The organism is Cobetia sp. 3AK, from assembly GCF_029846335.1.
GTDB classification, from domain to species: domain Bacteria; phylum Pseudomonadota; class Gammaproteobacteria; order Pseudomonadales; family Halomonadaceae; genus Cobetia; species Cobetia marina.
The window spans coordinates 135378-159446 of the sequence record NZ_JARWKR010000003.1; the positions used below are offsets into that span (position 1 = coordinate 135378).

15 protein-coding genes and 2 pseudogenes are annotated in these 24069 nt (G+C 64.4%); 3 read left to right on the top strand and 14 right to left on the bottom strand.

Going from position 1 to position 24069, the window contains the following annotated elements; genetic code table 11:
• Position 1: 1 nt before the first annotated feature.
• Entirely contained in the window at positions 2 to 2011 is a 2010-nt protein-coding gene (gene cyoB, locus QD228_RS05355) for a cytochrome o ubiquinol oxidase subunit I (RefSeq protein ID WP_136939036.1), read from the bottom strand.
• A gap of 3 nt (positions 2012 to 2014) precedes the next feature.
• Positions 2015 to 2983, bottom strand: coding sequence for a ubiquinol oxidase subunit II (gene cyoA / locus QD228_RS05360; RefSeq protein WP_077379075.1), 969 nt, complete (start codon positions 2981 to 2983; stop codon positions 2015 to 2017).
• A 1380-nt stretch (positions 2984 to 4363) separates the two neighbouring features.
• On the opposite strand from cyoA, the gene QD228_RS05365 reads away from it, so the two are divergent.
• Entirely contained in the window at positions 4364 to 5002 is a 639-nt protein-coding gene (locus tag QD228_RS05365) for a flavin reductase family protein (RefSeq protein ID WP_191236555.1), read from the top strand.
• Positions 5003 to 5179: 177 nt separating this feature from the next.
• Here QD228_RS05365 and QD228_RS05370 read toward each other — a convergent pair whose 3' ends face one another.
• The 3 genes from QD228_RS05370 to QD228_RS05380 all read right to left on the bottom strand — a co-directional run bounded on the left by QD228_RS05370 (position 5180) and on the right by QD228_RS05380 (position 10434).
• Positions 5180 to 5419, bottom strand: a complete 240-nt coding sequence (locus QD228_RS05370; protein ID WP_077379069.1) for a hypothetical protein — start codon at positions 5417 to 5419, stop codon at positions 5180 to 5182.
• Between the two features lie 222 nt (positions 5420 to 5641).
• Entirely contained in the window at positions 5642 to 8674 is a 3033-nt protein-coding gene (locus tag QD228_RS05375; RefSeq protein WP_279874714.1) for a molybdopterin-dependent oxidoreductase, read from the bottom strand.
• A complete protein-coding gene (locus tag QD228_RS05380) occupies positions 8671 to 10434 on the bottom strand; it encodes an NADH-ubiquinone oxidoreductase-F iron-sulfur binding region domain-containing protein (RefSeq protein WP_279874715.1) in 1764 nt (587 codons plus the stop codon). Before QD228_RS05380 ends, QD228_RS05375 begins: the two co-directional genes overlap by 4 nt.
• 435 nt (positions 10435 to 10869) lie before the next feature.
• Between QD228_RS05380 and QD228_RS05385 the strand changes: the two genes are divergently transcribed.
• Positions 10870 to 12459: a BCCT family transporter gene (locus tag QD228_RS05385; protein ID WP_084209349.1), complete on the top strand. Its 1590-nt coding sequence runs from the start codon at positions 10870 to 10872 to the stop codon at positions 12457 to 12459.
• Positions 12460 to 12556: 97 nt separating this feature from the next.
• Here the strand turns inward: QD228_RS05385 and QD228_RS05390 are convergent, their stop codons facing one another.
• Positions 12557 to 12949: a DUF4168 domain-containing protein gene (locus tag QD228_RS05390; protein ID WP_279874716.1), complete on the bottom strand. Its 393-nt coding sequence runs from the start codon at positions 12947 to 12949 to the stop codon at positions 12557 to 12559.
• A gap of 440 nt (positions 12950 to 13389) precedes the next feature.
• Between QD228_RS05390 and QD228_RS05395 the strand changes: the two genes are divergently transcribed.
• Positions 13390 to 14097, top strand: a complete 708-nt coding sequence (locus QD228_RS05395) for a DUF4174 domain-containing protein (RefSeq protein WP_136939039.1) — start codon at positions 13390 to 13392, stop codon at positions 14095 to 14097.
• A 66-nt stretch (positions 14098 to 14163) separates the two neighbouring features.
• On the opposite strand, the gene QD228_RS05400 is transcribed toward QD228_RS05395, so the two are convergent.
• The 8 genes and pseudogenes from QD228_RS05400 to mtgA form a co-directional block, all read right to left on the bottom strand.
• On the bottom strand, positions 14164 to 15093 hold the full coding sequence (locus QD228_RS05400) for an electron transfer flavoprotein subunit beta (protein ID WP_279874717.1): 930 nt from the start codon (positions 15091 to 15093) through the stop codon (positions 14164 to 14166).
• A 33-nt stretch (positions 15094 to 15126) separates the two neighbouring features.
• Positions 15127 to 16620 (bottom strand): electron transfer flavoprotein subunit alpha/FixB family protein, encoded by a 1494-nt coding sequence (locus QD228_RS05405; protein ID WP_279874718.1) that lies wholly within the window; start codon positions 16618 to 16620, stop codon positions 15127 to 15129.
• Positions 16617 to 17696, bottom strand: a pseudogene (locus QD228_RS17145) ((Fe-S)-binding protein); the annotation flags it as partial. The gene QD228_RS05405 and the pseudogene QD228_RS17145, both read right to left, overlap by 4 nt.
• Positions 17697 to 18107: 411 nt before the next feature.
• Positions 18108 to 18806, bottom strand: a pseudogene (locus tag QD228_RS17150) (DUF3483 domain-containing protein); the annotation flags it as partial.
• 32 nt (positions 18807 to 18838) lie between these two features.
• The gene (gene dgcA / locus QD228_RS05415; protein WP_077379051.1) at positions 18839 to 20917 is read right to left on the bottom strand and encodes a dimethylglycine demethylation protein DgcA; all 2079 of its coding nucleotides are present in this window, start codon (positions 20915 to 20917) and stop codon (positions 18839 to 18841) included.
• Positions 20918 to 21183: 266 nt separating this feature from the next.
• Positions 21184 to 21720 carry a DUF5943 domain-containing protein gene (locus QD228_RS05420; RefSeq protein ID WP_043333737.1) on the bottom strand — a complete coding sequence of 179 codons (537 nt, stop codon included), beginning with the start codon at positions 21718 to 21720 and terminating at the stop codon, positions 21184 to 21186.
• A gap of 123 nt (positions 21721 to 21843) precedes the next feature.
• Positions 21844 to 22854, bottom strand: a complete 1011-nt coding sequence (locus QD228_RS05425; protein ID WP_279856141.1) for a dipeptidase — start codon at positions 22852 to 22854, stop codon at positions 21844 to 21846.
• Between the two features lie 248 nt (positions 22855 to 23102).
• On the bottom strand, positions 23103 to 23957 hold the full coding sequence (mtgA, locus tag QD228_RS05430; RefSeq protein WP_279874720.1) for a monofunctional biosynthetic peptidoglycan transglycosylase: 855 nt from the start codon (positions 23955 to 23957) through the stop codon (positions 23103 to 23105).
• Positions 23958 to 24069 lie beyond the last annotated feature (112 nt).

Here is a 24069-nt window from a genome sequence, read left to right on the forward strand (position 1 = left end):
ATTACCCCTGAACCACTGTGTCGTTAGGTGTGCGGGCGCTGGGCAGGGCACGACGCTCGCGACCTTCGCGCTCGACACGCTCCACTTCCTCGACGGACACGTAGTAGTCGATGTCATAGTTGAAGGTGCGCACGATGAAGCTGACGGCCATGCCGACCAGCCCGACCACGGCCATCCACCAGATGTGCCAGATCAGCGCGAAACCGAACACCAGGCTGAAGGCGGAGATGATGACACCGGCCGCTGCGTTGCGCGGCATGTGGATCGGCGCATAAGGCTTCTTGGCCTCCTGCTCGATACCGCGTTCCTTCATTTCCCAGAACTCGTCGAGTTCAGAGACCTGCGGCTCGTGAGCGAAGTTGTAGAACGGTGCCGGTGAAGTGGTGCTCCACTCCAGCGTACGCGCGCCCCAGATATCGCCAGTGGTGTCCTGCAGCTTCTTGCGGTCCTTGATGCTGACCGCGATCTGGATCACGGTGCACGCGATACCGATCATGATCAGGCAGGCACCGATGAAGGCGACGACCAGGTACGGCACCCACAGCGGGTTGTCGACGTGCTGCAGACGACGGGTCATGCCCATGAAGCCGAGGATGTACAGCGGCATGAAGGCGAGGTAGAAGCCAGTGATCCAGAACCAGAAGGAACGCTTGCCCCACTTCTCGCACAGCATGAAGCCGGTCGCTTTCGGGAACCAGTAAGTGATACCGGCCATCGCACCGAAGACCACGCCGCCGATGATGACGTTGTGGAAGTGGGCGATCAGGAACAGCGAGTTGTGCAGGACGTAGTTGGCGCCCGGCACGGCCAGCAGGACACCGGTCATGCCACCGATGGTGAAGGTGACCATGAAGCCGAGGGTCCACAGCACCGGAGAGGTCATCTCGACACGACCGCGGTACATGGTGAACAGCCAGTTGAAGATCTTCACGCCCGTCGGGATCGAGATGATCATCGTCGCGATACCGAAGAAGGCATTCACGTCAGCGCCGGCACCCATGGTGAAGAAGTGGTGCAGCCAGACGACGAACGACAGGATCGTGATGACGATGGTCGCCCACACCAGAGAGGTGTAACCGAACAGCTTCTTCTTGGAGAAGGTGGAGATGACTTCGGAGAACACACCGAAGACCGGCAACACCAGGATGTACACCTCAGGATGGCCCCAGGCCCAGATGAGGTTGACGTACATCATCATGTTTCCACCAAGGTCATTGGTGAAGAAGTGGAAATCAAGATAACGGTCGAGCGTCAGCATCGCGATGGTCGCGGTCAGGATCGGGAAGGCCGCGATGATCAGGACGTTGGCGCACAGTGCGGTCCAGGTGAAGACCGGCATTTTCATCAGGGTCATGCCCGGCGCACGCATCTTGAGGATGGTGGCGACGAAGTTGACACCTGTCAGCAGGGTACCGACACCGGAAATCTGCAATGACCAGATCCAGTAATCCACCCCGACCCCGGGACTGTAATTGGCCCCCGACAACGGCGGATAGGCCAGCCAGCCGGTCTTGGCGAACTCGCCCAGACCCAGCGAGATGTTGACCAGCAGCGCGCCGACCACGAACAGCCAGAAGCTCAGCGAGTTCAGGAACGGGAACGCCACGTCACGTGCGCCGATCTGCAGCGGCACGACGACGTTGATCAGACCGATGACCAGCGGCATCGCCACGAAGAAGATCATGATCACGCCGTGGGCAGTGAAGATCTGGTCGTAGTGATCCGGGGGCAGATAGCCGTGACCGCCGGTGGACGCCAGCATCTGCTGGGAACGCATCATGATCGCATCGGAGAAACCACGAATCAGCATCACCAGCGCGACGATGATGTACATCATGCCGATCTTCTTGTGATCGACAGAGGTGAACCACTCATTCCACAGGTAGGCCCACTTTTTCTTTACCGTGATGAAGCCGAACAGGGCTGCACCACCGAGGATTACCGCCGCAAGCACGATCATGACGATCGGCTCGTGATACGGAACAGCCTCTATTGTGAGTTTTCCAAGCATTGCTTATTCCTCGGTTGCCATCGCAGATTCAGCGTGACCGGCAGCGTCATGGCCTGACATGTCGTGGGCGGACTCGCCGTGATGCTTGCCCCCCATCTTCATGTCACCCATGCCCAGCTCCATGCCATCCATGTAGGGCGCCATGATCTGTTCGTACAGATTCGGCTTGACCTGACCATAGAAGGTGGGTGCCACGTCTTCGCTCGGCTCCTTGAGTGCCTCGTAGCCGGCGTCATCCAGCACCTTGCTGCTGCCACGCGCTTTCTCGATCCAGGCGTCGAAGTCGCCTTCGCTCATCACATGCGCCTTGAAGTGCATGTCAGCGAAGCCGGCGCCGCTGTAGCTGGCAGAGATACCGTCATAGGTACCCACTTCGTTGCCGATCAGGTGCAGGCGGTTTTCCATGCCTGCCATCGCGTAGATCTGGCTGCCGAGCTGCGGGACGAAGAACGAGTTCATCACGGTCTCGGAGGTGATGTGGAAGCGCACCTGGCGATCCACCGGCATGGCCAGCTCATTGACTGTCGCGATGCCCTGCTCCGGATAGATGAACAGCCACTTCCAGTCCATCGACACGACCTGAACCTCGATCGGCTCGCCGCCATCCTGGATCTCGGCACGCGGGTCCAGCTCATGCGTGCTCTTCCAGGTCAGGATGCCCAGCGCGAGGATGATCAGGCACGGAATGCCCCAGACCACGATCTCGATCTTGGTGGAATGCGCCCAGTTGGGCGTATAGGTCGCCTTGCTCTGCTTGGTATCGCGATAGCGCCAAGCAAACCACAGCGTCATGAAGATGACCGGGACAACGACCACGAGCATCAGGTAGGTAGCAGTCAGAATCAGCGACTTCTCGGATTCACCGATGGGTCCCTTGGGATCGAAGAGCACGGCATCACAGCCGGACAGCATCAACAATCCCGCGAGGATGGGGAGTCCCCGCAGAGCCCCCCGCATTAGGCTTTTTCTCATCTCACGACCTCGTTGGAACACGCCATGACGTCATGACGAGCCCACATGTGGAACACAGCGTTCGAAGAAATGACCAACAGGAAGCCGTCGATCGTTCGAACGAAATCAGAGGATTTCCCGCAGGCGGGGCACAGGATAGAGAAAAATCAGGGGGGCTGACTACGGGGCACACTGACGCAGGTAGTCGCACCTGCCGATCAATTTCCCCTCGCGCGCGCAGCCAATCACCATCGGGAGAGGACGATGCCCTCCCTCACGCGTTCGGGTTATGCCCTGACCACTGAACGAGGAACCTGACGAAGGCGTCAATCATATTGACAGGCAACACGGCGTCACTTGGGCGGCCAGACGCCAATCCGGAATTTCCTCCCTTCGAGGTGCCCTGACTCCTCCCGCCGACAAGGCTCTGGCCACCCCCGCATTGCGCGATGACCATTTCCCGACTCACGTGCCTTCCCAGGTCCACGAGCGCCCGCCGAGGCCCCACGGGAAACGCCAACCCCAAGCACGAAAAGAGTATAAAATTTCAACAAAACAATAAATACAGCAATATTCATTCAAAGAAGTGCGTGCAATGGCACCCGCGCAAGGAGTGCCGCCTGGCAGAAACACCTCGTCACATCGAGACGCCTGACTGCCTGCCTACCGACGGACCGAGATCACCGACGTCTTTTTCACACTCTCAATTGCAAAAAATGCCGCACTTCGTTCCATTATAATTTCCCATCCTGCTCTGGAAATCGTGACGTAATTCTCCTTATATTGATTCACCATGACATTTTTCATTCCCGCACGAATGGATGAAATCGTTGTCACAATCCAGCGACTTTGTCCTCATCATTTGTTCATATTCAGTCTTTTTTCATCAGATGACGCCTCGCGCCATTTCATAAAAATTTTACAAATAAACACCAAATAGATACCAAATGGATACAAAAACACCACACAAGTGCCAGCCAAGTCTCTGAAAAGTCCTGCGGAGCCACCAGGCCTGAAGAACGTGATGGCATCTCAGGAACCATGTTTCAGCATCAGGTCAAGGGATGCGACAATTGACCACACCAGAAATGTCGCCAATGATCTTTCTGATTTTTCACTTTCCTTTTCCCGTACAGACTATCCTCCCGAATCATTGATACGCATGCCGCGGCGCAACGAGACTTGGAGGTTTGTTCCTGCAGGGACACGCGCTATCCTGCTGTTCACCCCCTTGCCGCAAGGGAGCAGGCGGCATGTCGAGACGAGATTCGAGACCCTGATGCAGCGCCGCTGAGCGATCACGAGCCCTGCCTTCTCGACGCTGCTTCTCGACATCGAACCTCGCTTGCGCATCGCCCTCCCCTGCCAGGGGCACCTGTCTACCCGATGGAGCAGCGCCCGATGACGACTGACCAGTCCCCCTCCGCCAGCCATGTCCTGCTCGACGCCGACCAGCTACCCGCCAGCATTCTCTATCGGCTGTTCTCGGGCAGCATCGCGCCGCGGCCCATTGCCTGGGTCTCGACGATCGATACCGCCGGCAATGCCAATCTGGCGCCGTTCTCGTTCTTCACCGTGGCAAGCGTCAATCCACCGGTGCTGGCCTTCAGCCCGCTGCGCAACGGCGAAGGGCGTACCAAGGACACTCTCGACAACCTCGGACAGGTGGCGGAATGTGTCATCCATATCGGGGGCGAGGCCATGAGCGAGGCACTCAATCTCACCAGTGCCAGCCTCGCGGCCAGCGAGGATGAATTCGCCCACGCCGGTTTGAACAAGCTAGCCATGCCGCCGCTGCAGGTCCCCCGCGTGGACGGCGCGCCGATCGCCTTCGGTTGCCGACTCCGCGACATCATCCACCTGGGAGACCAGCCCCTGTCCGGCTCACTGGTGCTCGCCGAGGTCGTGGTGGTCCATGCAGACCCCGAGGTCTGGGATGGCCGCCATGTCGACAATGAGGTGCTGCGCGCCATCGGGCGCATGGCCGGCAGCGATTATGCGCGCACCGACAGTCTCTTCAGCCTTGAGCGACCTGCCTGATCAGCCTTGAGCGACCTGCCTGATCAGCCTTGAGCGACCTGCCTGATCAGCCTTGAGCGGGCCGAAACGCAGAGCGGGCCTGTCTGATGACAGGCCCGCTCAAGATGCTCTCGTGACTCTGGTGACTCACCTATCCCGCAATCGCTGCCCCAGAGGATTGACGGTGGCGGGAAAGCTTCAGCGCAACCCCGGCAGCAGGTACTTGTCGAGTGCCTGACGCACCGAAGGCAGCAGGATATCGGAGTGCATCACCAGCTCGCGCACCAGCTCCTGCAAGCCGGGCACCCCGACTTCCACATGCTTTCTCAACGCCATGCGCGCACAGGTGTCCGCGCAGGCATGTTCGGAAATCTGCACGCCCAGTGCCACCAGCCGCTCACGAAAGTCTTCGTGATCAATCAGCTCCACGATCATCATCGTCATTCTCCTTGCTCGCTGACGGCGGGCATTGTCATTGGTATTGACCCACTCTGTTCTGAGCATGGCCCTTCTGAGGATAGCCGAAACGTGCGGCGAGCCGTCTCCGACATTCTGGTCAGACCGAGGCACGCCCTGCGTATCCGCCAGCGCCACTGCCATAGGCATTTGCGCCAGACGTGCCCTGCCCTTTCCTTTCCCTCCTCTCACCTACCCTCGCGTTCACATGTCCAGACTGGCCGAAGCAGATTCGGCTCTGGCCAGGCGGCAGGCGGCGTACTTGAACTCGGGGATCTTGCCCACCGGGTCCAGCGCCGGATTGGTCAGCAGGTTGGCGGCGGCCTCGGCGTAGCAGAATGGCACGAAGACCATGCCGGCCGGCGTCAGCGGGTCCGCGCGGGTGGCCAGCGTGATCTGACCGCGCCGCGTGGTGATCGAGAGCGCCTCCCCCGCCGCGATCCCCAGTCGCTCCAGCTCGACGGGGTTGAGCGTGGCCACGGCGGCAGGTTCCAGACTGTCGAGCACGTACGCGCGGCGCGTCATCGAGCCGGTATGCCAGTGCTCCAGCTGACGGCCGGTGGTCAGTACCGTCGGATAGTCGTCATCCAGCGTCTCATCCGGCGGCGTGGGCCAGGTCGGCACGAAGCGGGCCCGACCGCTGGCGCGCGGGAAGCCATCGCCGAACACCACATCCTCACCCTCGCCTCCCGGCGTCAGGCACGGGTAGGTCACCGAGTTCTCCTCGGACAGCCGCGCCCAGTCGATGTTGTCGAGGGAATCCATGCCCTGCTGCATCTCGGCGTAGATCTCCTGCGGCCCGGCGTAATCCCAGGCAAGCCCCATGCGCCGCGCCAGCTGCTGGGTGATCCACCAGTCCGGCTTGGCCTCGCCCGGGGCACGCAGTGCCGCCCGCCCGCGCTGCACCTGGCGATTGGTGTTGGTGACGCTGCCGTCCTTCTCCGGCCAGGCGTACGAGGGCAGCACCACATCGGCGAACTGCGCCGTCTCGGTGACGAAGATGTCCTGCACCACCAGATGCTCGAGATGCGCCAGCGCGCTGCGCGCGTGATCGAGATCCGGATCCGACATCGCCGGATTCTCGCCGAGGATGTACATGCCGCGAATCTGATCGGCATGGATGGCGTGCATGATCTCCACCACCGTCAGGCCCGGTGTGGCCGAGAGCGGCGTATCCCACAGCGCTTCCAGTCGCGCGCGCGCCGCCGTGTCACCCACCGGCTGATAATCCGGGAAGACCATCGGAATCATCCCGGCATCCGAGGCGCCCTGGACATTGTTCTGCCCGCGCAGCGGGTGCAGGCCGGTGCCTTCACGCCCGACATGACCACACACCAGCGCCAGCGCGATCAGACAGCGGGCATTGTCGGTGCCGTGGGTATGCTGCGAGATGCCCATGCCCCAGAAGATCATCGCGCGCTCGGCCATCGCGTACTCACGGGCCACGGCACGAATCTCCTCGGCCGCCACGCCGCACAGTGGCGACATCGCCTCCGGCGTCAATGCCGTGACGTGCTCGGCCAGCGCGGCGAAGTCCTCGGTATGCGCCTCGATATAGGCCTGATTGGCCAGCCCTTCGGTGATGATGACGTTGAGCATGGCATTGAACAGCGCCACGTCCGCCCCCGGCGTGAACTGGATCGAGCGATGCGCATGACGCCGCAGCGCCAGCGCGCGCGGGTCGATCACCACGATGCGCGTGCCTCGCCTGGCGGCGCGCTTGAAGAAGGTGGCGGCCACCGGATGATTGACGCCCGGATTGCAGCCGGTCAGCACGATGAGATCAGACTGCTCGGCCTGCATGAAGGAGGCGCTCACGCCGCCCGAGCCGACGCCTTCCATCAGCGCCGCCACCGAACTTGCATGACACAGCCGCGTGCAGTGATCGACATGATTGGAGCCGAAGCCGGTGCGCACCAGCTTCTGGAACAGCCACGCCTCCTCGTTGGTGCACTTGGCGCTGCCGAAGCCCGCCAGACTATCGGGGCCATGCGTTCGCTTGAGGCGCATGAGCCCCTCGGCCGCGACCTCGAGGGCCTCGTCCCAGCTGGCCTCACGGAAGTGGGTCAGCGGGTGGGCGGGGTCAAAGTTCGCATCCAGCCCCTTGGCCACGCCGTCACGGCGGATCAGAGGGCGAATCAGGCGCGCCGGATGACGCGGATAATCGAAGCCGAAGCGTCCCTTCACGCACAGGCGTCCGTGATTGGAGGGGCCATCACGACCACTGACCGCGATGATGTTGTCGAGCCGCGCATCCGCGACCGGCTGACGGTGGCTGGTCGCTTCGCGAGTGATCGCGTCTGAGGGCGCACTGAGCTCTCGGACATCCGCCAGCGTTGCGGCCTGCTGGCCTTCGCCGACCAACGCCTCGCCGCTGCCCCGACTGACCTGATACTCCAGCTGACAGCCCACGCCGCAGTACGGGCAGACAGAGGCAACGCGCGCATCGACGGCGGCGCTGTCGCCATGACCTTGCTCATCCACTTGGGCGGCGGGCATCAGGGCGCCGGTCGGGCAGGCCTGCACGCACTCGCCGCAGGCGACGCAGGTGCTGTCGCCCATCGGGTCCTCGAGATCGAACACGATGCGCGTATTGCTGCCACGCCCCGCCAGCCCGATCACGTCATTGACCTGCACCTCGCGACAGGCGCGTACGCACAGGCCACAGCTGATGCAGGCGTCATGATTGACCGCCATCGCGGTATGGGAGTGATCGAGAGCGCTGGCCGGCATCGGTAGCCACTCCTCAGCCGTATCCCCCAGCCACTCGCGGACCGTCTCGCGGGCACCGCCCAGCGTCTCGCGAGCGTGCCCGACATCCACCGCCAGCAGCTCGGCCATCGCCATGAAGTGACTGCTGACATCGGGGTTATGGGCCTCGGCTGGCATGTCGGCGGCGAGCAGTTCCACCACCATCGCGCGCGCCGCACCCGCCCGCCGTGAGCTGGCACTGCGCACCACCATGCCCGCGCGCGCCTCGCGAATGCAGCTGGCGGCGAGGGTGCGCTCGCCATCGATCTCGACCATGCAGGCGCGACAGTTGCCATCGCCGCGATAATCCGGCGCTTCGCTGTAGCAGAGGTGGGGAATCGTCTCGCCGGCACGCCTGGCGATCGTCCACAGCGTCTCGCCGGGATAGGCCGTCACCTCGGCACCATCCAGCGTGATGGTGAAGCCATCCTCGCGCAGCGGCTGATCATCCGAAGGCGAGTTGCCGAGTCCTGTCAGCGCATTCATGCCTCACCTCCCGTGGCGTCAGCCGCATGGCTCGTGGCGATCAAGCGCACCCCGCTGCTGGCGAGGGTCTCCCGGAAATCCTTGAGCAGGCCGAGCACCGGATTGGGCGCGGCCTGTCCGAGCCCGCAGATCGAGGCATCCATCATCACCTGCGACAAGCGCGCCAGCAGCGCCTCGTCCCACTCATCGCCGCTCAGCGCCGCCAGCATCTGGCGCGTGCCGACGCGGCACGGCGTGCACTGGCCGCAGGACTCATCCATGAAGAAGCTCATCAGATTGCGTGCCACCGCCGCCAGGTCATCCTGGTCCGACAGCACCACCACCGCGGCCGAGCCGATGAAGCAGCCATGGGCCTGCAGGGTGTCGAAGTCCAGCGGCAGGTCCGCCTTGCTGGCCGGCAGAATGCCGCCGGAGGCCCCACCGGGCAGATAGGCCCGCAGGCGATGGCCCTCGGCCATGCCACCGCCGTATTCCTCGACCAGCTCATTGAGCGTGATGCCGGCCGGTGCCAGATACATGCCCGGGCGTCTGACGCGCCCGGAGAGCGAGAAGCTGCGCAGCCCCTGACGCCCCTGGCGTCCGGCTGCCACGTATGGCGCGTGCCCTTCGCGATGGAGCCGCGCGATCCAGTAGACCGTCTCGACGTTGTTGACCAGGGTCGGGCGTCCGAACAGCCCGCACTGGGCCACGAAGGGCGGACGCTGGCGCGGCTTGCCGGGCTTGCCTTCCAGCGACTCGATCAGTGCCGATTCCTCGCCGCAGATATAGGCACCGGCGCCACGCCGCAGATGGATGAAGCCGGGCGCGACGAGGCCTGCGGCTTCCAGCTCCGCGATACACTCGCGCAGCACGTCATTCAGGGTCGGGTACTCGTCGCGCAGGTAAAGGTAGAGCGCCTCGGCCTCGATGGCATGCGCACTGGCCAGCGCGCCCTCGAGGAAGGTATGCGGCTCACGCTCCAGGTAGCAACGGTCCTTGAAGGTGCCGGGCTCGCCCTCATCGGCATTGATCACGCAATAGCGCGGCCCTGCCTCGGCACGCACGAAGCCCCACTTGCGAAACGTCGGGAAGCCCGCTCCGCCTAGGCCACGCAGACCGGCCTGTTCGATCATCTGCGCCAGGTCATCGATGCTGACCTCACCGCCCTCCAGCGCGGCGAGCAGCCCATAGCCGCCACTGGCGCGATATTCCGCCAGCCGCGGATAGTCGAGACTCGCGGCCGGCGCGGCATGCACATGGCCCTCGGCGATCGCCGCCGTGACGCCTTCCACGCTGGCATGGCCGAGATGGCAATGCCCGACCTCCGCCACCGGCGCACTGTCGCAGCGCCCCATGCAGGGTGCCCGCAGCACGCGCACCTGTGCGGGGTCCAGCCCGGAGGCGAGACCGGCGCGCAGGGCCTCGGAGCCGGCCAGCTGACAGGACAGCGAATCACAGACGCGCACGGTCAGTGCCGCAGGCGGCGTCTCGCCATCGCGCACCACGGTGAAATGGGCATAGAAGGTGGCCGTCTCGTAGACCTCGGCCATCGGCAGGCGCATCCACTCGGCCAGCGCGCGCAGATGGGCCAGCGTCAGGTAGCCGACCTCATCATTGAGCACGTGAAGATATTCGAGCAGAAGATCACGCTGCGCCGGGGCATCGCCCAGCAGGCGCTGCACCTCGGCCCAGGCCTCGGCATCCAGCGGGCGGCCGCGCAACTGGCTGCGCGAACGGCGACGAGCGACGGGGGTCGGCTCGGTCAGGGTCTCAGGCGTCATGGCGGCACCACATTGTTATCGTTATGAACTGGCGGAGCGTGCGGTCGAGACAACGGCCTGGCTGGACCGTGGACGCGTCTGCGTGAAGGTGGGCGCTGTCCGGCAGGTGCGTCACGCCGGGCAGGTTCCTTCACTGTAGATCGCAATCTACAAAGCGGGCAGAGCCGCGACAACCGCCTCCCCCGCCGAATCGCCTCGCATGTCAGTCACGCACATGTCGGCGTCGTATCCAGCTAACTCGCCCTCGCCCAGCCCTCACACAATCACCGAGGCCCGGCGGCGACCTGTCCCGCAGTCAGACTCGCCACCGCGCTCTGAATTGCCACTCCACCCCCTTCCCTCATCGCAGCCACGGGAGACACCCGCGACAACGCCTCGACTCGCCCCACCCGCCCTGCTCGGATGGCGACACCAATAACAACATGAGGTCACCACATGTCATCGAATCCGTATGACACGGACTACGAGATCGGCCAGGACAATGTCCAGGTCATGGGTCTCGATGTGCATAACCCCGTCTTCGCGATCAGCGCCGTGCTGATCGTCAGCTTCATCCTGTTTGCCATCGTCTTCCCCGCGGGCGCGGAAAGTGCCCTGGGCGGCGCCAAGGCCTGGTCCATCGCACATGGCGACTGGCTGTTCATGCTGGCCGGCAACCTCTTCGTGCTGTTCTGCCTGCTGCTGATCATTCACCCGGTGGGCAAGCTGCGCCTGGGCGGCCAGAAGGCGACTCCCGAGTTCTCGACGCATTCGTGGTTCGCGATGCTGTTCGCCGCCGGCATGGGCATCGGTCTGATGTTCTGGAGCGTCGCCGAGCCGGTGGCCTATTACACCGACTGGTACGGCACGCCGCTGAATGCGCCTGCCGGCACGCCGGAGGGCGCTCGCGCCGCGCTGGGTGCCACCATGTATCACTGGGGCCTGCATCCCTGGGCCATCTACGCCGTGGTGGGTCTGTCGCTGGCCTTCTTCACCTACAACAAGGGCCTGCCGCTGACCATCCGCTCGGCGTTCTACCCGATACTCGGTGAGCGCACCTGGGGCTGGATGGGGCATGTCGTCGACATTCTGGCCGTGCTGGCGACCATCTTCGGGCTGGCGACGTCGCTGGGACTGGGCTCCGCCCAGGCGGCATCGGGGCTGGATTACCTGTTCGGCATCGGCGATGGCCTGCCGACCCAGATCGCGATCATCATCCTGGTGACCCTGGTCGCCATCTACTCGGTCAGTCGCGGCCTGGATGGCGGGGTGAAGCTGCTCTCCAACATCAACATGATCATCGCCGCCGTACTGATCATCTTCATCCTCATCTTCGGGCCGACGCTGGCCATCCTCACGGGACTTGGCACCACGACACTCAGCTATGTGCAATACCTGCTGCCGCTGTCCAACTGGATCGATCGCCCGGACGAGAGCTGGTTCCACGGCTGGACCGTCTTCTACTGGGCGTGGTGGATTTCCTGGTCGCCGTTCGTCGGCATGTTCATCGCGCGTGTCTCGCGCGGCCGCACGGTGCGCGAATTCGTCACCGCCGTGCTGCTGGTACCGACACTCGTCACCATCGTCTGGATGTCCGTCTTCGGGGGCACGGCGCTGGAACAGGCCATCAATGGGGTCGGCGCGCTGGCCAACGGCATCGATTCCGTGTCACTGGCCATGTTCCAGATGCTCGACAACCTGCCGCTGTCCGGCGTGGCGTCCTTCATCGCCATCCTGCTGGTGCTGGTGTTCTTCGTCACGTCCTCGGATTCCGGCTCACTGGTGATCGACTCGATCACTGCCGGCGGCAAGGTGGATGCGCCGGTCAGCCAGCGAGTCTTCTGGGCGGCGATGGAGGGACTGATTGCCGGTGCCCTGCTGTACGGCGGGGGAAGTGCCGCACTCGGCTCATTGCAAGCCGGTGCCATCGCGACAGGCTTGCCGTTCACGCTGGTACTGCTGGTGATGTGCTATTCGCTGTTCCGTGGTCTGATGCAGGAAAGGAAGGCGCAGGACGCGCTCGCCCGACCGGTCACCGGCGCCTGACATGCGGCGCTGACGGATCATGAGCACAAAAAAACGCCGCCCCCGGCAACCGGGGGCGGCGTCTTCATTGGATGACCCGAACGTCATCCAGGCAAGATCAGGAGTTTTCCTGAGCCAGCTTCTGCACCTTCTTCATCAGGTCCGGGTTGTTCTGCACCGCTTGACCGATGGAGTTGAAGGTCGCGACTTCCAGACCGGAGTCCTCGACCGCGCTGACCATCTCGTCATTGGCTTCCTGACGGACGCTCTGCTTTTCGGTCTCGTCGTCAGCTTCCTGCAGCTTGCCGGCGAAATCCTGGGAAATGCGTGCGATCTCCTGGGAGGCAGCAGCGAACTGTTCCAACTGCGCATCGCTGAAGTCACCGGCCTGAGCCTGTGTCGCCTGAGCAGGAGCCTGACCCTGGGCCGGTGCGTCAGCAGCGAACGCCGGCGCAGACACCATGCCCGCAGAGATCAGGGCAGCCGTCATGTATGCAGTCATCCGTTTCATTGCAACCTCCAGTCATTCATTGATCATCAAAAAGTGATTACACCAACTCAGACGGACACCACGGCCGGATGTTCAATCTTTCGTGTAACTGTTTGAAAAACATTCGGATAACTCTGGATACAACTGTCGCAAACGAGCAACGCAAAGACCACCAAGCCCCGCATGGCAGGCCTCCTGCGAGCTGGACACCCATACAATCACCGAGTTGCCCGAGAAAGATCGTGCAGACACTTTCCCTCATCTGGCAGCCATCCTGTCAGACAGCACGTGTCATATCCGTGCAGATACCGCTGATATATCGCCCCGTGCAGTACCACACAAACCGCCTGCACAAGGTCGGCAAACTGGTGCAGACTGACATAACCTGACATCAGGCCCCTGCGTTGCGGTCCCATGCCGGACTGTCCTGCATTCTTGCCCCACGCCGCCGGAGGACTGTCATGTCCCGATATACGCCGTCTTCGCCCTCGCGCCGCTCGTTGCCGCGCCACATCGCTGTCCGGGCAGCGTTCGCCCGAGGAGTGAGTCTGTGCCTGCTGGCCGGACTGTTCACCAGTCTCCCCGCCCAGGCCCTCAGCCTGCTGGATGAGAATCCGCAGCTGAATGCGCCCGCCGAGACTTCCGCAGGGGCGCCGCCACCGCCCTCTCCACCAGACACGGTAGATACCACCATGACCGCCGCCAACGTCGACCCCGCCGCCAACCCGCTGCTGGGCGAGACCTGGAACCGTCGCTCGCTGGTGCTGGTCGCGCCGGATGAACAGGACCGTGAGCTGGAGCGCCAGCGTGATGAGCTGCGCGCCACGCGTGGCGAGATGCAGCAGCGCGATGTCACGCTCTATACGCTGATGGGCACGCGCGGCATCCACGATGGCGTGCCGATGAGCTTCGAGGAGGTTCGCGCCCTGCGTGATGCCATGCAGCTGCGCGAGGGCGCGCCCTTCACCGTCATCCTGATCGGCAAGGACGGTGGCAAGAAGATGCAGCTGGAGGGGTTCGTCGCACCGGACCAGATCTATCAGGTGATCGACAGCATGCCGATGCGCCAGCGCGAAGCCGGCGAGGCCACCCGTCAGACCTCCTCGGGCAGCGAGGAACATACCTCGCCCGCGCCGTTGGATGACGAGGATTGGCAGTGGGATGAATGACACGCCTGAACGACGAAACGCCCCTGCCAGCCGAGCTGACAGGGGCGTTTTCATGTCTGCGCAACTTCAGCGCAGCACGCCTTCCTCGCGCAGCAGCATGAGGATTTCCGCCGCGCCCTCCTCGGCACTCACGCCTTCCAGACGCTTGCCGCTGCCACCCTCGGCCTTGGCGGCCGCGGCCTTGAAGCGGTCCCGCGCGCTGGTCGCCTTGATGCGCTTCAAGCGCTTGGGTCGCTTGCGAGCCGGGGCCACGCCGAAGGCCTCGGCCACCGCGTCATGAACAAGCTCGCCGCTGGCCAGTGAGGCAAGTTCACCGCGCCGCGCCTGCGCGAAGGCCGACTGACGTGCCGCCGGCGCGGCGGCATCGACGCTGACAAGTGCCGGAAGCTTCACCCGCAGTCGCCGCCGCTGGCCACGCGGCAGGGCCTGCAAGGCGGTGAGATGCGCGCCATCGCAGCTCTCGATCGCGACGATACCCTCCACCAGCGGCCAGCCGAGGCTCTCCGCCAGCAGATGCGGCAGCAGGCCACTGCCCTCGCCGGTCTCACTCTGGCCACCGCACACCACCAGCTGCGGTGCCGCCTGCTTGAGGCGCGTCACCAGCAGCGGCCAGACATCGATGACCGGTTGATCGGCAGCCGCCGCCTGCGGATCGACAGCCGTGAGCGACGGATCGGCAGCCTTGAGCGGTTCAGCTTGAAGAGAGTCAGGCGTCACCAGCGTCAACGACTCCAGGCCCATGCCCAGATAACCGCGCAGTGCCTGGTCCTGCTCGCTGCCGGGCGCGATCTTGCTGCCACTGGCGTGCCAGGCGCTGAGGCTGACGGCACCGGGTGCCGACTGGCGCTCCAGCGCCAGACACAGCTCCAGAGCGCGGGCGTCCTGCTCGGCGCGCCGCAGACGCCCCGAGACCGGGTGCTGCCCCAGCGATACCAGACTCACGACCTCAAGCGGTTCCGAGGCCTGCTGCGCAATGGACGAATGATCTGCCTTCATGTCCTTCTCCTTTCTCCTGTCGCAGGCGCGAGTTCAGGCCGCGTCGGCGGCAAGCGTGGCGGATGACGGGTTGGAGGACATGGCGGGCGCAGTAGACGACTGACCCGCCGCCGAGGCACCACCTGCCGCCTGGGCGGCGTCAACACCGGCACCGCGTTCGGCTTCGAGCTGCTGACAGAGACTGGCGAGGATCGCCCCGGCATCGCCGATCACCGACAGATCCGCGCGCTTGACCATGTCACAGCCGCCATCGAGATTGATCGCCACCACCTTGTCGCAGCGCTGGATGCCCTGCAGATGCTGGATGGCCCCCGAGATGCCCACCGCCACGTACACCCGCGCCGTCACCCAGGTACCGGTGGCGCCGACCTGACGGGCACGCGGCATGAAGCCGTCATCCACCGCCACCCGCGAGGCGCCTTCGGTGGCCCCCAGCAGGCTGGCGGCACGGTGGAAGCCATCCCAATCGCGGATGCCGTTGCCCGCCGAGAGAATGAATTCGGCCTCGCCCAGCGCGATCGCGGAGGGATCGACCGCCACCGGGCCAAGATCCTCGATCACGTCTGGCACGGCGTGCGCGGTGCTGGCTGCCTCCCACTCAAGCGGCAGCGCGGCGTGGCGCACATCTTCCACCGGCTCGGCGCATTCCGCCTCGCACAGCAGGATACGGGTCAGCGCGCGGGTCAGGTCCTGCTGACCATTGCCGCTGCGCCCGGTGACGTTCACCTCGGCAAGCTCGCCACGCCCGATGGCCGCAAGCTCGCCCTCGAGTTGATAGACATTGCCGCTGGGCCGCGCCAGCGCATCGCCCGTGCACAGCAGGCGCGCCCCGAGACGTCGGCCACGCTCACCGCCGCCAGTGCGGGATTCCGGCAGCAACCACAGCCGTGGTGCCAGGCGTGTATCAATGGCCTCAAGCTCCGCCAGCTGGGACAGCGGCGCGTAGCCATCGTGGAGGGTATCGGCAAAATGCAGCCAGCGATCGGCACCCGCCGCACCAAGTCCGACACTGTCGGCGGCGTCACCCTCCTCGCGCAAGGTGCCGAAGGTGACGGCCAGCACCGCCCCCAGATGGGCGGGGTCGGCATCGGCGATCTGACGCGCCAGCCCCAGCACATCGCGGTCGTGGCTCGAGAGTCGCCCGCCGGTCATGTCCGGCACCACCGCGATCAGGAAGGCAGGTGATGCGATCTCGACCAGCGGCAGCACGCGCGCCTTGGCCACGACGGCGGCCTGACCGGCACCTGCCGCGACAGGCCCGGAGCGGCCACTGCGGTCGATGCGCTTGCGACCATTGGCAGCGATGAAGTGGCCGACGTGGGGATTGCGACGCATCACGCCCTTCGGGCCCATCCAGCGTTCCTGAGGAGTGGCCGCGCCTCGGCCCAGCGCCTGCAGCGCGCTGAGATGCTGCGGGTGCAGACGATTGCGTGCCTGCTGCTCCAGGCGCGGGTCACGGCGTGGCAGTGGCTCGCGCTCGGATGCGTGTGGATGCTCGGTTGCTTGTGGATCGACGGGGATCGTCATGCCGCCACCTCCGCGTCAGTGGGCTGCGTGGTCGACGTCGCCAAGCCTTGCGTGGACGCATCCGCTACCAGCGCCCGCGCCATCAGCTCCGCCAGATCCAGCACCTGGGGTTCGGCTTCACCGGCCGGCGCCACCACGCCTTCCAGCATCGCGGTGCACTGCGGGCAGCCCACCGCCACTACCTCGGCGCCGGTCTCGCGCACGTCACCCATGCGCATGTCGGGGATACGCTGCTTGCCGGGGATGTCCGTCACCGGCGCGCCACCGCCACCGCCACAGCAGCGTGAGCGGAAGCCGGCGCGCTGCATCTCGCGCACTTCAAGACCCAGCGCCGCCAGCAAGGTGCGCGGCGCCTCGAATTCCCCGTTGTAGCGACCCAGATAGCAGGGGTCATGCCAGGTGACCGAGCCGAGCGTGGCCAGTCTGGTGGCATCGAGACTCAGACGTCCCGCCGCCAGCAACTCATTCATGTAGCTGGTGTGGTGATTGACGAGGTAGTCGCCACCGAAGGCGGCATATTCACGTCCCAGCACATGGAAGCTGTGCGGATCGCAGGTGATGATGCGCGCGAAGCGGTACTTCGACAGGGTGGCGATATTGCGGGTGGCCAGCGACTGGAAGGTCGCCTCGTCACCCAGACGGCGTGCCACGTCGCCACTGTCACGCTCCTCGGCACCGAGGATGGCGAAATCGACCCTGGCCGCGCGCAGCACCTGCACGAAGGCGCGCAGCGTGCGCTGGTTGCGCATGTCGAAGGCACCGTCGCCCAGCCACAGCAGCGCTTCCACAGGACGCGGATCACGCGCCGCCTCGCGGGCGGCCTGAACCTCGGCGATGCGCGGCAGGTCGAGATCCGCCGCCCAGTGCAGGCGCGCCTCGAGCGCAAAGCCGCCCGGGTTGTCGGTGGCGATCAGATTGTCGAGCACCTCGACGCCCTTGCCCGGGGTCGCGCCCTGCTCCAGCGTCATGTGGCGCCGCATGTCGACGATGGCATCGACGTGCTCGATCATCATCGGGCACTCCTCGACGCAGGCGCGACAGGTGGTGCAGGCCCACAGGGTTTCCGGCTCGACCAGTACCGTGAATTCGTGGATCAGCTTGTCGGCGTCTGCCGGCTTGCCCGCAGCGCCCGGAGCCGCCTTGATCTGGATCGGTCCGGAAGACGCTGCCTGACCTGCCGGGCGAGCATGCGGCGATGCCCCGACGATGGCCTGCTGCGGGCCGCCGCCATGCTGGCCGGGCGCGCGCTTCGGCTCATCGCCCGGATAGGGCGAACCAGCGTAGGCGGCATCGCTGCCCCCCGCCATGCCCACCACCATGTCCTGGATCAGCTTCTTGGGATTGAGCGGCTGACCGGCCGCGAAGGCCGGACACACCGCTTCACAGCGCCCGCATTGCACGCAGGCATCGAAGCCCAGCAGCTGACGCCAGTTGAAGTCGGCAGGCTTGCCGACGCCCAGCGGTGCCTCGGGATTGGAAAGATCCAGCGGCAGCAGCGCGCTATCGCGGATGCCGGCACTGTCACGGGTGCTGAAACGCCCCGGACGCCGATGGAAGGCCAGATGCAGCGCGCCCGCGAAGGCATGCTTCATCGGCCCGGTGATGCGCGAGCCGCCACCGGTCATGCCGACGATCATCTCGAGCAGCCCCCAGGCGATCCCCGCCACCAGCACCAGCCCGAGGATACCGCCGGAGATCATCCCGCCGACGCCTTCCGGCAGCACCAGTGACAGACTCATCACGAACAGGCTGGCAGAGAACACCAGCAGGCTTTTTGGCAGACGCATCCACGGACCACGCGACAGGCGCGCCGGCGGGTCGAGACGACGACGACGCACGAACAGCGCCCCAGCGAACATCGCGCCACTGGCCAGCAGCAGCAAGACACCCAGCCAGGCAGAGTCGAAGCCGAAGCCGTAGACCACCACCATCAGCAGCGCCGCGGCCACGAAGCCACCGCCGGTGGCGACGTGGGTATTGGCCATGTAGCGGTCCCGCGCGACCACATGGTGCAGGTCCACCCCGTAGCGGCGCGGCACCTTGGCCAGGCTCGCGATCAGCTCTCCCACGCTCATGGACGTGGCATCCGCCCGCCCCTGGCGCCACAGGCCGATGCGCTTGACCGCACCGATGGCGGCCAGCGCCAAGGCGGCGAAGATCAACACCGACAACACTGTTTCGTTCATAGCCAAACCTCCCACCGATGTGTCAGACGCGATCAGAAATCCTTGCACAGTCGCAGGGCGTCATAGATGGCGGCGTGGGTGTTGCGCGGTGCATTGCAGTCGCCGAGACGGAACAGCAGGTAATCATCCCCGTCGGTGGCCTGACTCAGGCACGGCTGCGGCTTGATGGCGTAGAGCGACTCGACGTCGATCTGGCCCTTGTTGAGCGAGCCGTCCTTGAAGGCGTAGTAGAGCGCTTCATCGGGGCGCACGCCGTTCTCGACCACGATCTGGTCGACGACGCGTTCTTCCAGCGTGCCGGTGTATTCATTCTCGAGCACCGCCACCAGCCCCTCGCCTTCGCGGTAGACCTCATGCAGCACCATGTCGGAGGTCATCACGACTTCCTTGGCATACAGGCTGCGGTAATAGGTCGGGAAGGTGGTACCGCCGACCGCCGCCCCCGGCTTGATGTCATCGGTGACGATCTCGACCCTGGCGCCCTTGGTGGCCAGATAATCGGCCACCGAGACACCGGAGAATTCGCAGATGCTGTCGTAGATCAGCACGTTGCTGCCCGGCGCGACACGCCCGTCCAGCACGTCCCAGGAAGAGACGATCAGGCTCTTGGCCGGGTCCTCGTCGTAGCCCCAGGATTCGAACTGCTCCATGAACGGACGGCCGCCCACCGCGAGGATCACCACGTCAGCGCGCAGGTCACGGATGGTGGCCTCATCGGCGCGGGTGCCCAGGCGCAGGTCGACCTTCAGACGCGCCAGCTCCAGCTGATACCAGCGGGTGATACCGGCGATCTGGTCACGCTGCGGTGCCTTGGAAGCCGTGGTGATCTGGCCACCCAGCTCTTCCTTCGCCTCGAAGAGCGTCACGGCATGGCCACGCTCGGCACACACGCGGGCCGCTTCCATGCCGGCCGGACCGCCACCGACGATGACGACCTTGCGCACCGGGCCGCTGGTCTTCTCGATCTCGTGTGGCAGGCCCATGTATTCGCGTGACGTCGCGGCATTCTGGATGCACAGCACGTCCAGCCCCTGGTACTGGCGGTCGATGCAGTAGTTGGCACCGACGCACTGCTTGATCTGGTCGAGCTGGCCCATCTTGATCTTGGCGATGATGTGCGGGTCGGCGATGTGCGCGCGGGTCATGCCGACCATGTCGACATAGCCGCCTTCCAGGATGCGCTCGGCCTGATTGGGGTCCTTGATGTTCTGGGCGTGGATCACCGGAATCTTGACCACTTCCTTGATGCCGGAGGCCAGATGCAGGAAGGGTTCCGGCGGGTAGGACATGTTGGGAATGACGTTGGCGAGGCTGTTGTGGGTATCACAGCCGGAGCCGATCACGCCGAAGAAATCGAGCAGGCCGGTGGCGTCGTAATAGGCCGCGATCTGCTTCATGTCGTCATGCGACAGGCCATCGGGATGGAATTCATCACCACAGATGCGCATGCCGACCACGAAGTCATCACCGACCTCGGCACGCACCGCCTTGAGCACCTCGATACCGAACTTCATGCGGCCCTCGAAGCTGCCGCCCCACTCATCGGTGCGCTTGTTGACACGCGGGCTCCAGAACTGGTCGATCAGGTGCTGGTGCACGGCGGACAGCTCGACGCCATCCAGGCCGCCTTCCTTGGCACGCCGCGCCGCCTGGGCGAAGTCGGCGATGATGCGCTGGATCTCTTCCACCTCGATGGTCTTGCAGGTGGAGCGGTGCACCGGCTCGCGGATACCGGACGGCGACATCAGCGAGGTCCAGTCGAAACCGTCCCAGCGTGAGCGACGGCCCATGTGGGTAATCTGGATCATGATCTTGCCGCCATGCTTGTGCACGGCATCGGCCAGATTCTGGAAATGCGGAATGATGCGATCAGTCGACAGGTTGACGGAGCTCCACCAGCCCTGCGGGCTATCGATGGACACCACCGAGGAGCCACCACAGATGCACAGGCCACACCCGCCCTTGGCCTTCTCTTCGTAGTAGCGCACGTAGCGCTCGGTGGTCATGCCGCCATCGGTGGCATACACCTCGGCATGGGCGGTACTGACGACGCGGTTGCGGATGGTCAGCTTGCCGATCTCGATCGGCTGGAAGAGTGCGTCGAATGCCATGGTGAAAGCTCCTCGCCGGGGAGAGCGCCGCCTTGTCACGCCGGCCTGGCCTGCCCGCCGCCTCGAGTCGGGGCTCGTGGCGGCGGGCGGCGTCAGGCGTCTTGCATGTCAGGAAAGGCGGCGCTCAGGCGTTGCGTTGTCGTTGTTGTGTGTGTGGTGAGTGTCGTGACAGAGAGAGGATCGGGCAGCCGGCTTTTGCCTTTTGCCTGGGCCGGGCCTGGGCCTTGACCCGAGCCATGGAATAGAGAGTGGCGGATCTGAAAACGTCACACTGTTCCGGGAGCGACCTCGAAATACCCCACATCACAGCCTTCCTCACCACCGCTCTGGGTCTGGACGGCGACGGTGCGCAGCTCGCTGCCACGCGCGGCCAGAATCTGGTCCATCGCGCCGGCGAACCAGCCGGTGAACATGTACTCAAGCTTTGTGCCGGTCTTGCCCTGCTGATAGACGAAGCAGGAGTGCTCCAGGCGTACCTTGCAGGTGCCGCGCTCCAGATCGATCTCCTCGGTGATGAACAGACCCCAGCCGCGCTGTGACAGACGCTTCATGTAATGCTCGAAGACCTCCACCCCGACCAGGCCGTGCAGCTCGGCTTCTTTCTCGCACCAGTGCCAGGCGCTCTTGTAGCCGGCGTGGTAGAGAATCTCGGCGTACTTCTCCACGCCCAGCGCCTCTTCCACCGCGACATGGTTGTTGATGAAGAAGTGACGCGGCACGTACAGCATCGGCAGTGCGTCCGATGTCCAGACGCCGGTCTCGCTATCCACCTCGATCGGCAGTTCAGGGGCCATCTTGCTCATGTCGGTGTCCTCAAAAGGGGCTGAAAGGGAGATGCAAAAGAGAGTTCAAGAAAGAGATCAGGAGAGAGATCACGAAAGTGCGATCAAGAAAGAGCGAACCAGAAAAGGCCCAGGCAGGCAGACTCAGCCGCCCCAGACGTTTTCCAGCGTGCGCAGCCAGTTCTCGCCCATGATCTTGCGCACTTGGTGCTCGCTCATGCCGCGACGCAGCAGCGCCTCGGTCAGATTGGGGAACTCGCCGATGGTGCGGATGCCTTCCGGATTGACGATCTTGCCGAAGTTGGTGAGACGACGGGCGTAGCCCTTGTCGTGGGTCAGCCACTCGAAGAAGTCCTGACCGTGACCCTGGGTGAAATCGGTGCCGATGCCGATGGCATCCTCGCCGACCAGGTTCATCACGTATTCGATGGCCTCAACGTAGTCATCGACGGTGGCGTTGACGCCAGCCCGGAGGAAGGGGGTGAACATGGTGACGCCGACGAAGCCGCCGTGTTCGGCGATGAAGCGCAGCTCGGCATCGGACTTGTTGCGCGGGTGGTCCTTGAGACCGGCCGGCGCGCAGTGGGAGTAGCAGACAGGGACTTTCGATTCGAGGATGACTTCCTCGGAGGTCTTCGAGCCGACGTGGGAGAGATCACACATCACGCCGACGCGGTTCATCTCGGCGACCATCTCGCGCCCGAAGCCGGACAGGCCGCCATCGCGCTCGTAGCAGCCGGTACCGACCAGATTCTGGGTGTTGTAGCACATCTGCACGATGCCCACGCCGAGCTGCTTGAAGACATCGACATAGCCGATCTGGTCTTCATAGGCGTTGGCATTCTGGAAGCCGTAGATGATGCCGGTCTTGCCCGCGGCCTTGGCGGCGCGGATGTCGGCGGCGGTGCGCGCCACGCAGACCAGGTCACTGCTCTCGGCGATCAGCTGGTTGCTCTTGACGATGTTGTTGACGGTCGCCTGGAAGCCTTCCCAGACCGAGACGGTGCAGTTGGCCGCGGTCAGACCGCCCTTGCGCATGTCCTCGAACAGCTCGCGCTGCCACTTGGCGATCACCAGACCATCGATGACGATGCTGTCATCGTGCAGGGCGCGGGCCGCATCGGACCCACCGAAGGAGGAGGAGAATTCGGACATCATGTCGCTCCGGCGCTGGGCAGGCGGCTCTGGAAGTCAGGTCACTGCCCGTACCCGGCGGACAGGGTCTGCCGGAACACGATCTCCAGCAGGCTGTGCCAGCATAGTCCTGCCCTCTTCCCCCTCTGACGCCAGATGCGACGCGTGGCTACCGAATCGCGTCAGGACTGTCGTTTCTGAAACGACGACGCCCCGACTCGAGAGAGCCGGGGCGTCGTGGGACAGCCGATGGTGTACCGTCAAGCCGGTCAGTGCGCGGGGGACAGCTCCTTCAGCGAAGGCAGCAGGTCCCAGCTCAACCAGCCACGCGGCTGTTCCAGCCGCTTGAGATAGCCCATGCCGAGATTGTTCATCTGGCGCCGTGTCCAGCTGGCACGCCGCTGGATATAGGCCGAAGGCTTGCCGGCATTGAAGCGGATCGGGTTGGGCAGTACCGCCGCCAGCAGGCTGGCCTGATAGGCGGACAGGCTGGCGGCATCGGTATTGAAGTGATGTTCGGCCGCAGCCTCGACACCGAACACCCCCGGCCCCCACTCGGCGACGTTCAGATAGACCTCGAGAATGCGCTCCTTGGGCCAGATCACCTCGATCAGGATGGTGAACCAGACCTCCAGCCCCTTGCGCACCCAGCTGCGCCCGTTCCACAGGAAGACATTCTTGGCGGTCTGCTGGCTGATGGTGCTGGCCCCGCGCAGCCGTTCACCGGCCAGCCGCGCATCGATGGCCTTGACGATCTGATCGACATCGAAGCCGTAGTGATCGGGAAATTTCTGGTCTTCCGAGGCGATCACCGCCAGCCGGGCATTGCGGGAAATCTCCTCCATCGGCACCCAGTCATGCTGGAGCGCCATCGGCGCCCCCGAAACCAGGCTGTAGCCCCACTTCTCCAGCATCACCATCGACACCGGCAATGGCACGAAGCGCAGCAACACCACCAGGCCGACACAGGCCACCATCCAGCAGGCGACGATCTTGAATGCCCACACCGCCAGCCAGCGCAGACGCTCCATCGGGCGCATCTTCACGGACGCCGCCGGCCTGCGTGTCGCGCCGCGGCGTGCCGATTGCCCATCGCGGGTCTTCTGCCCCTGTGTTCGTGCCATCCCTCGCCGTCCCCTGTCGCGCGTGTCGTGGCTGATCACGACGGGTCATCCCGTCTCCCAGCCCTTGTTGTCAGCTACTGCCTCATGCAGCGCTCGAGTGTACCAGAGCCCG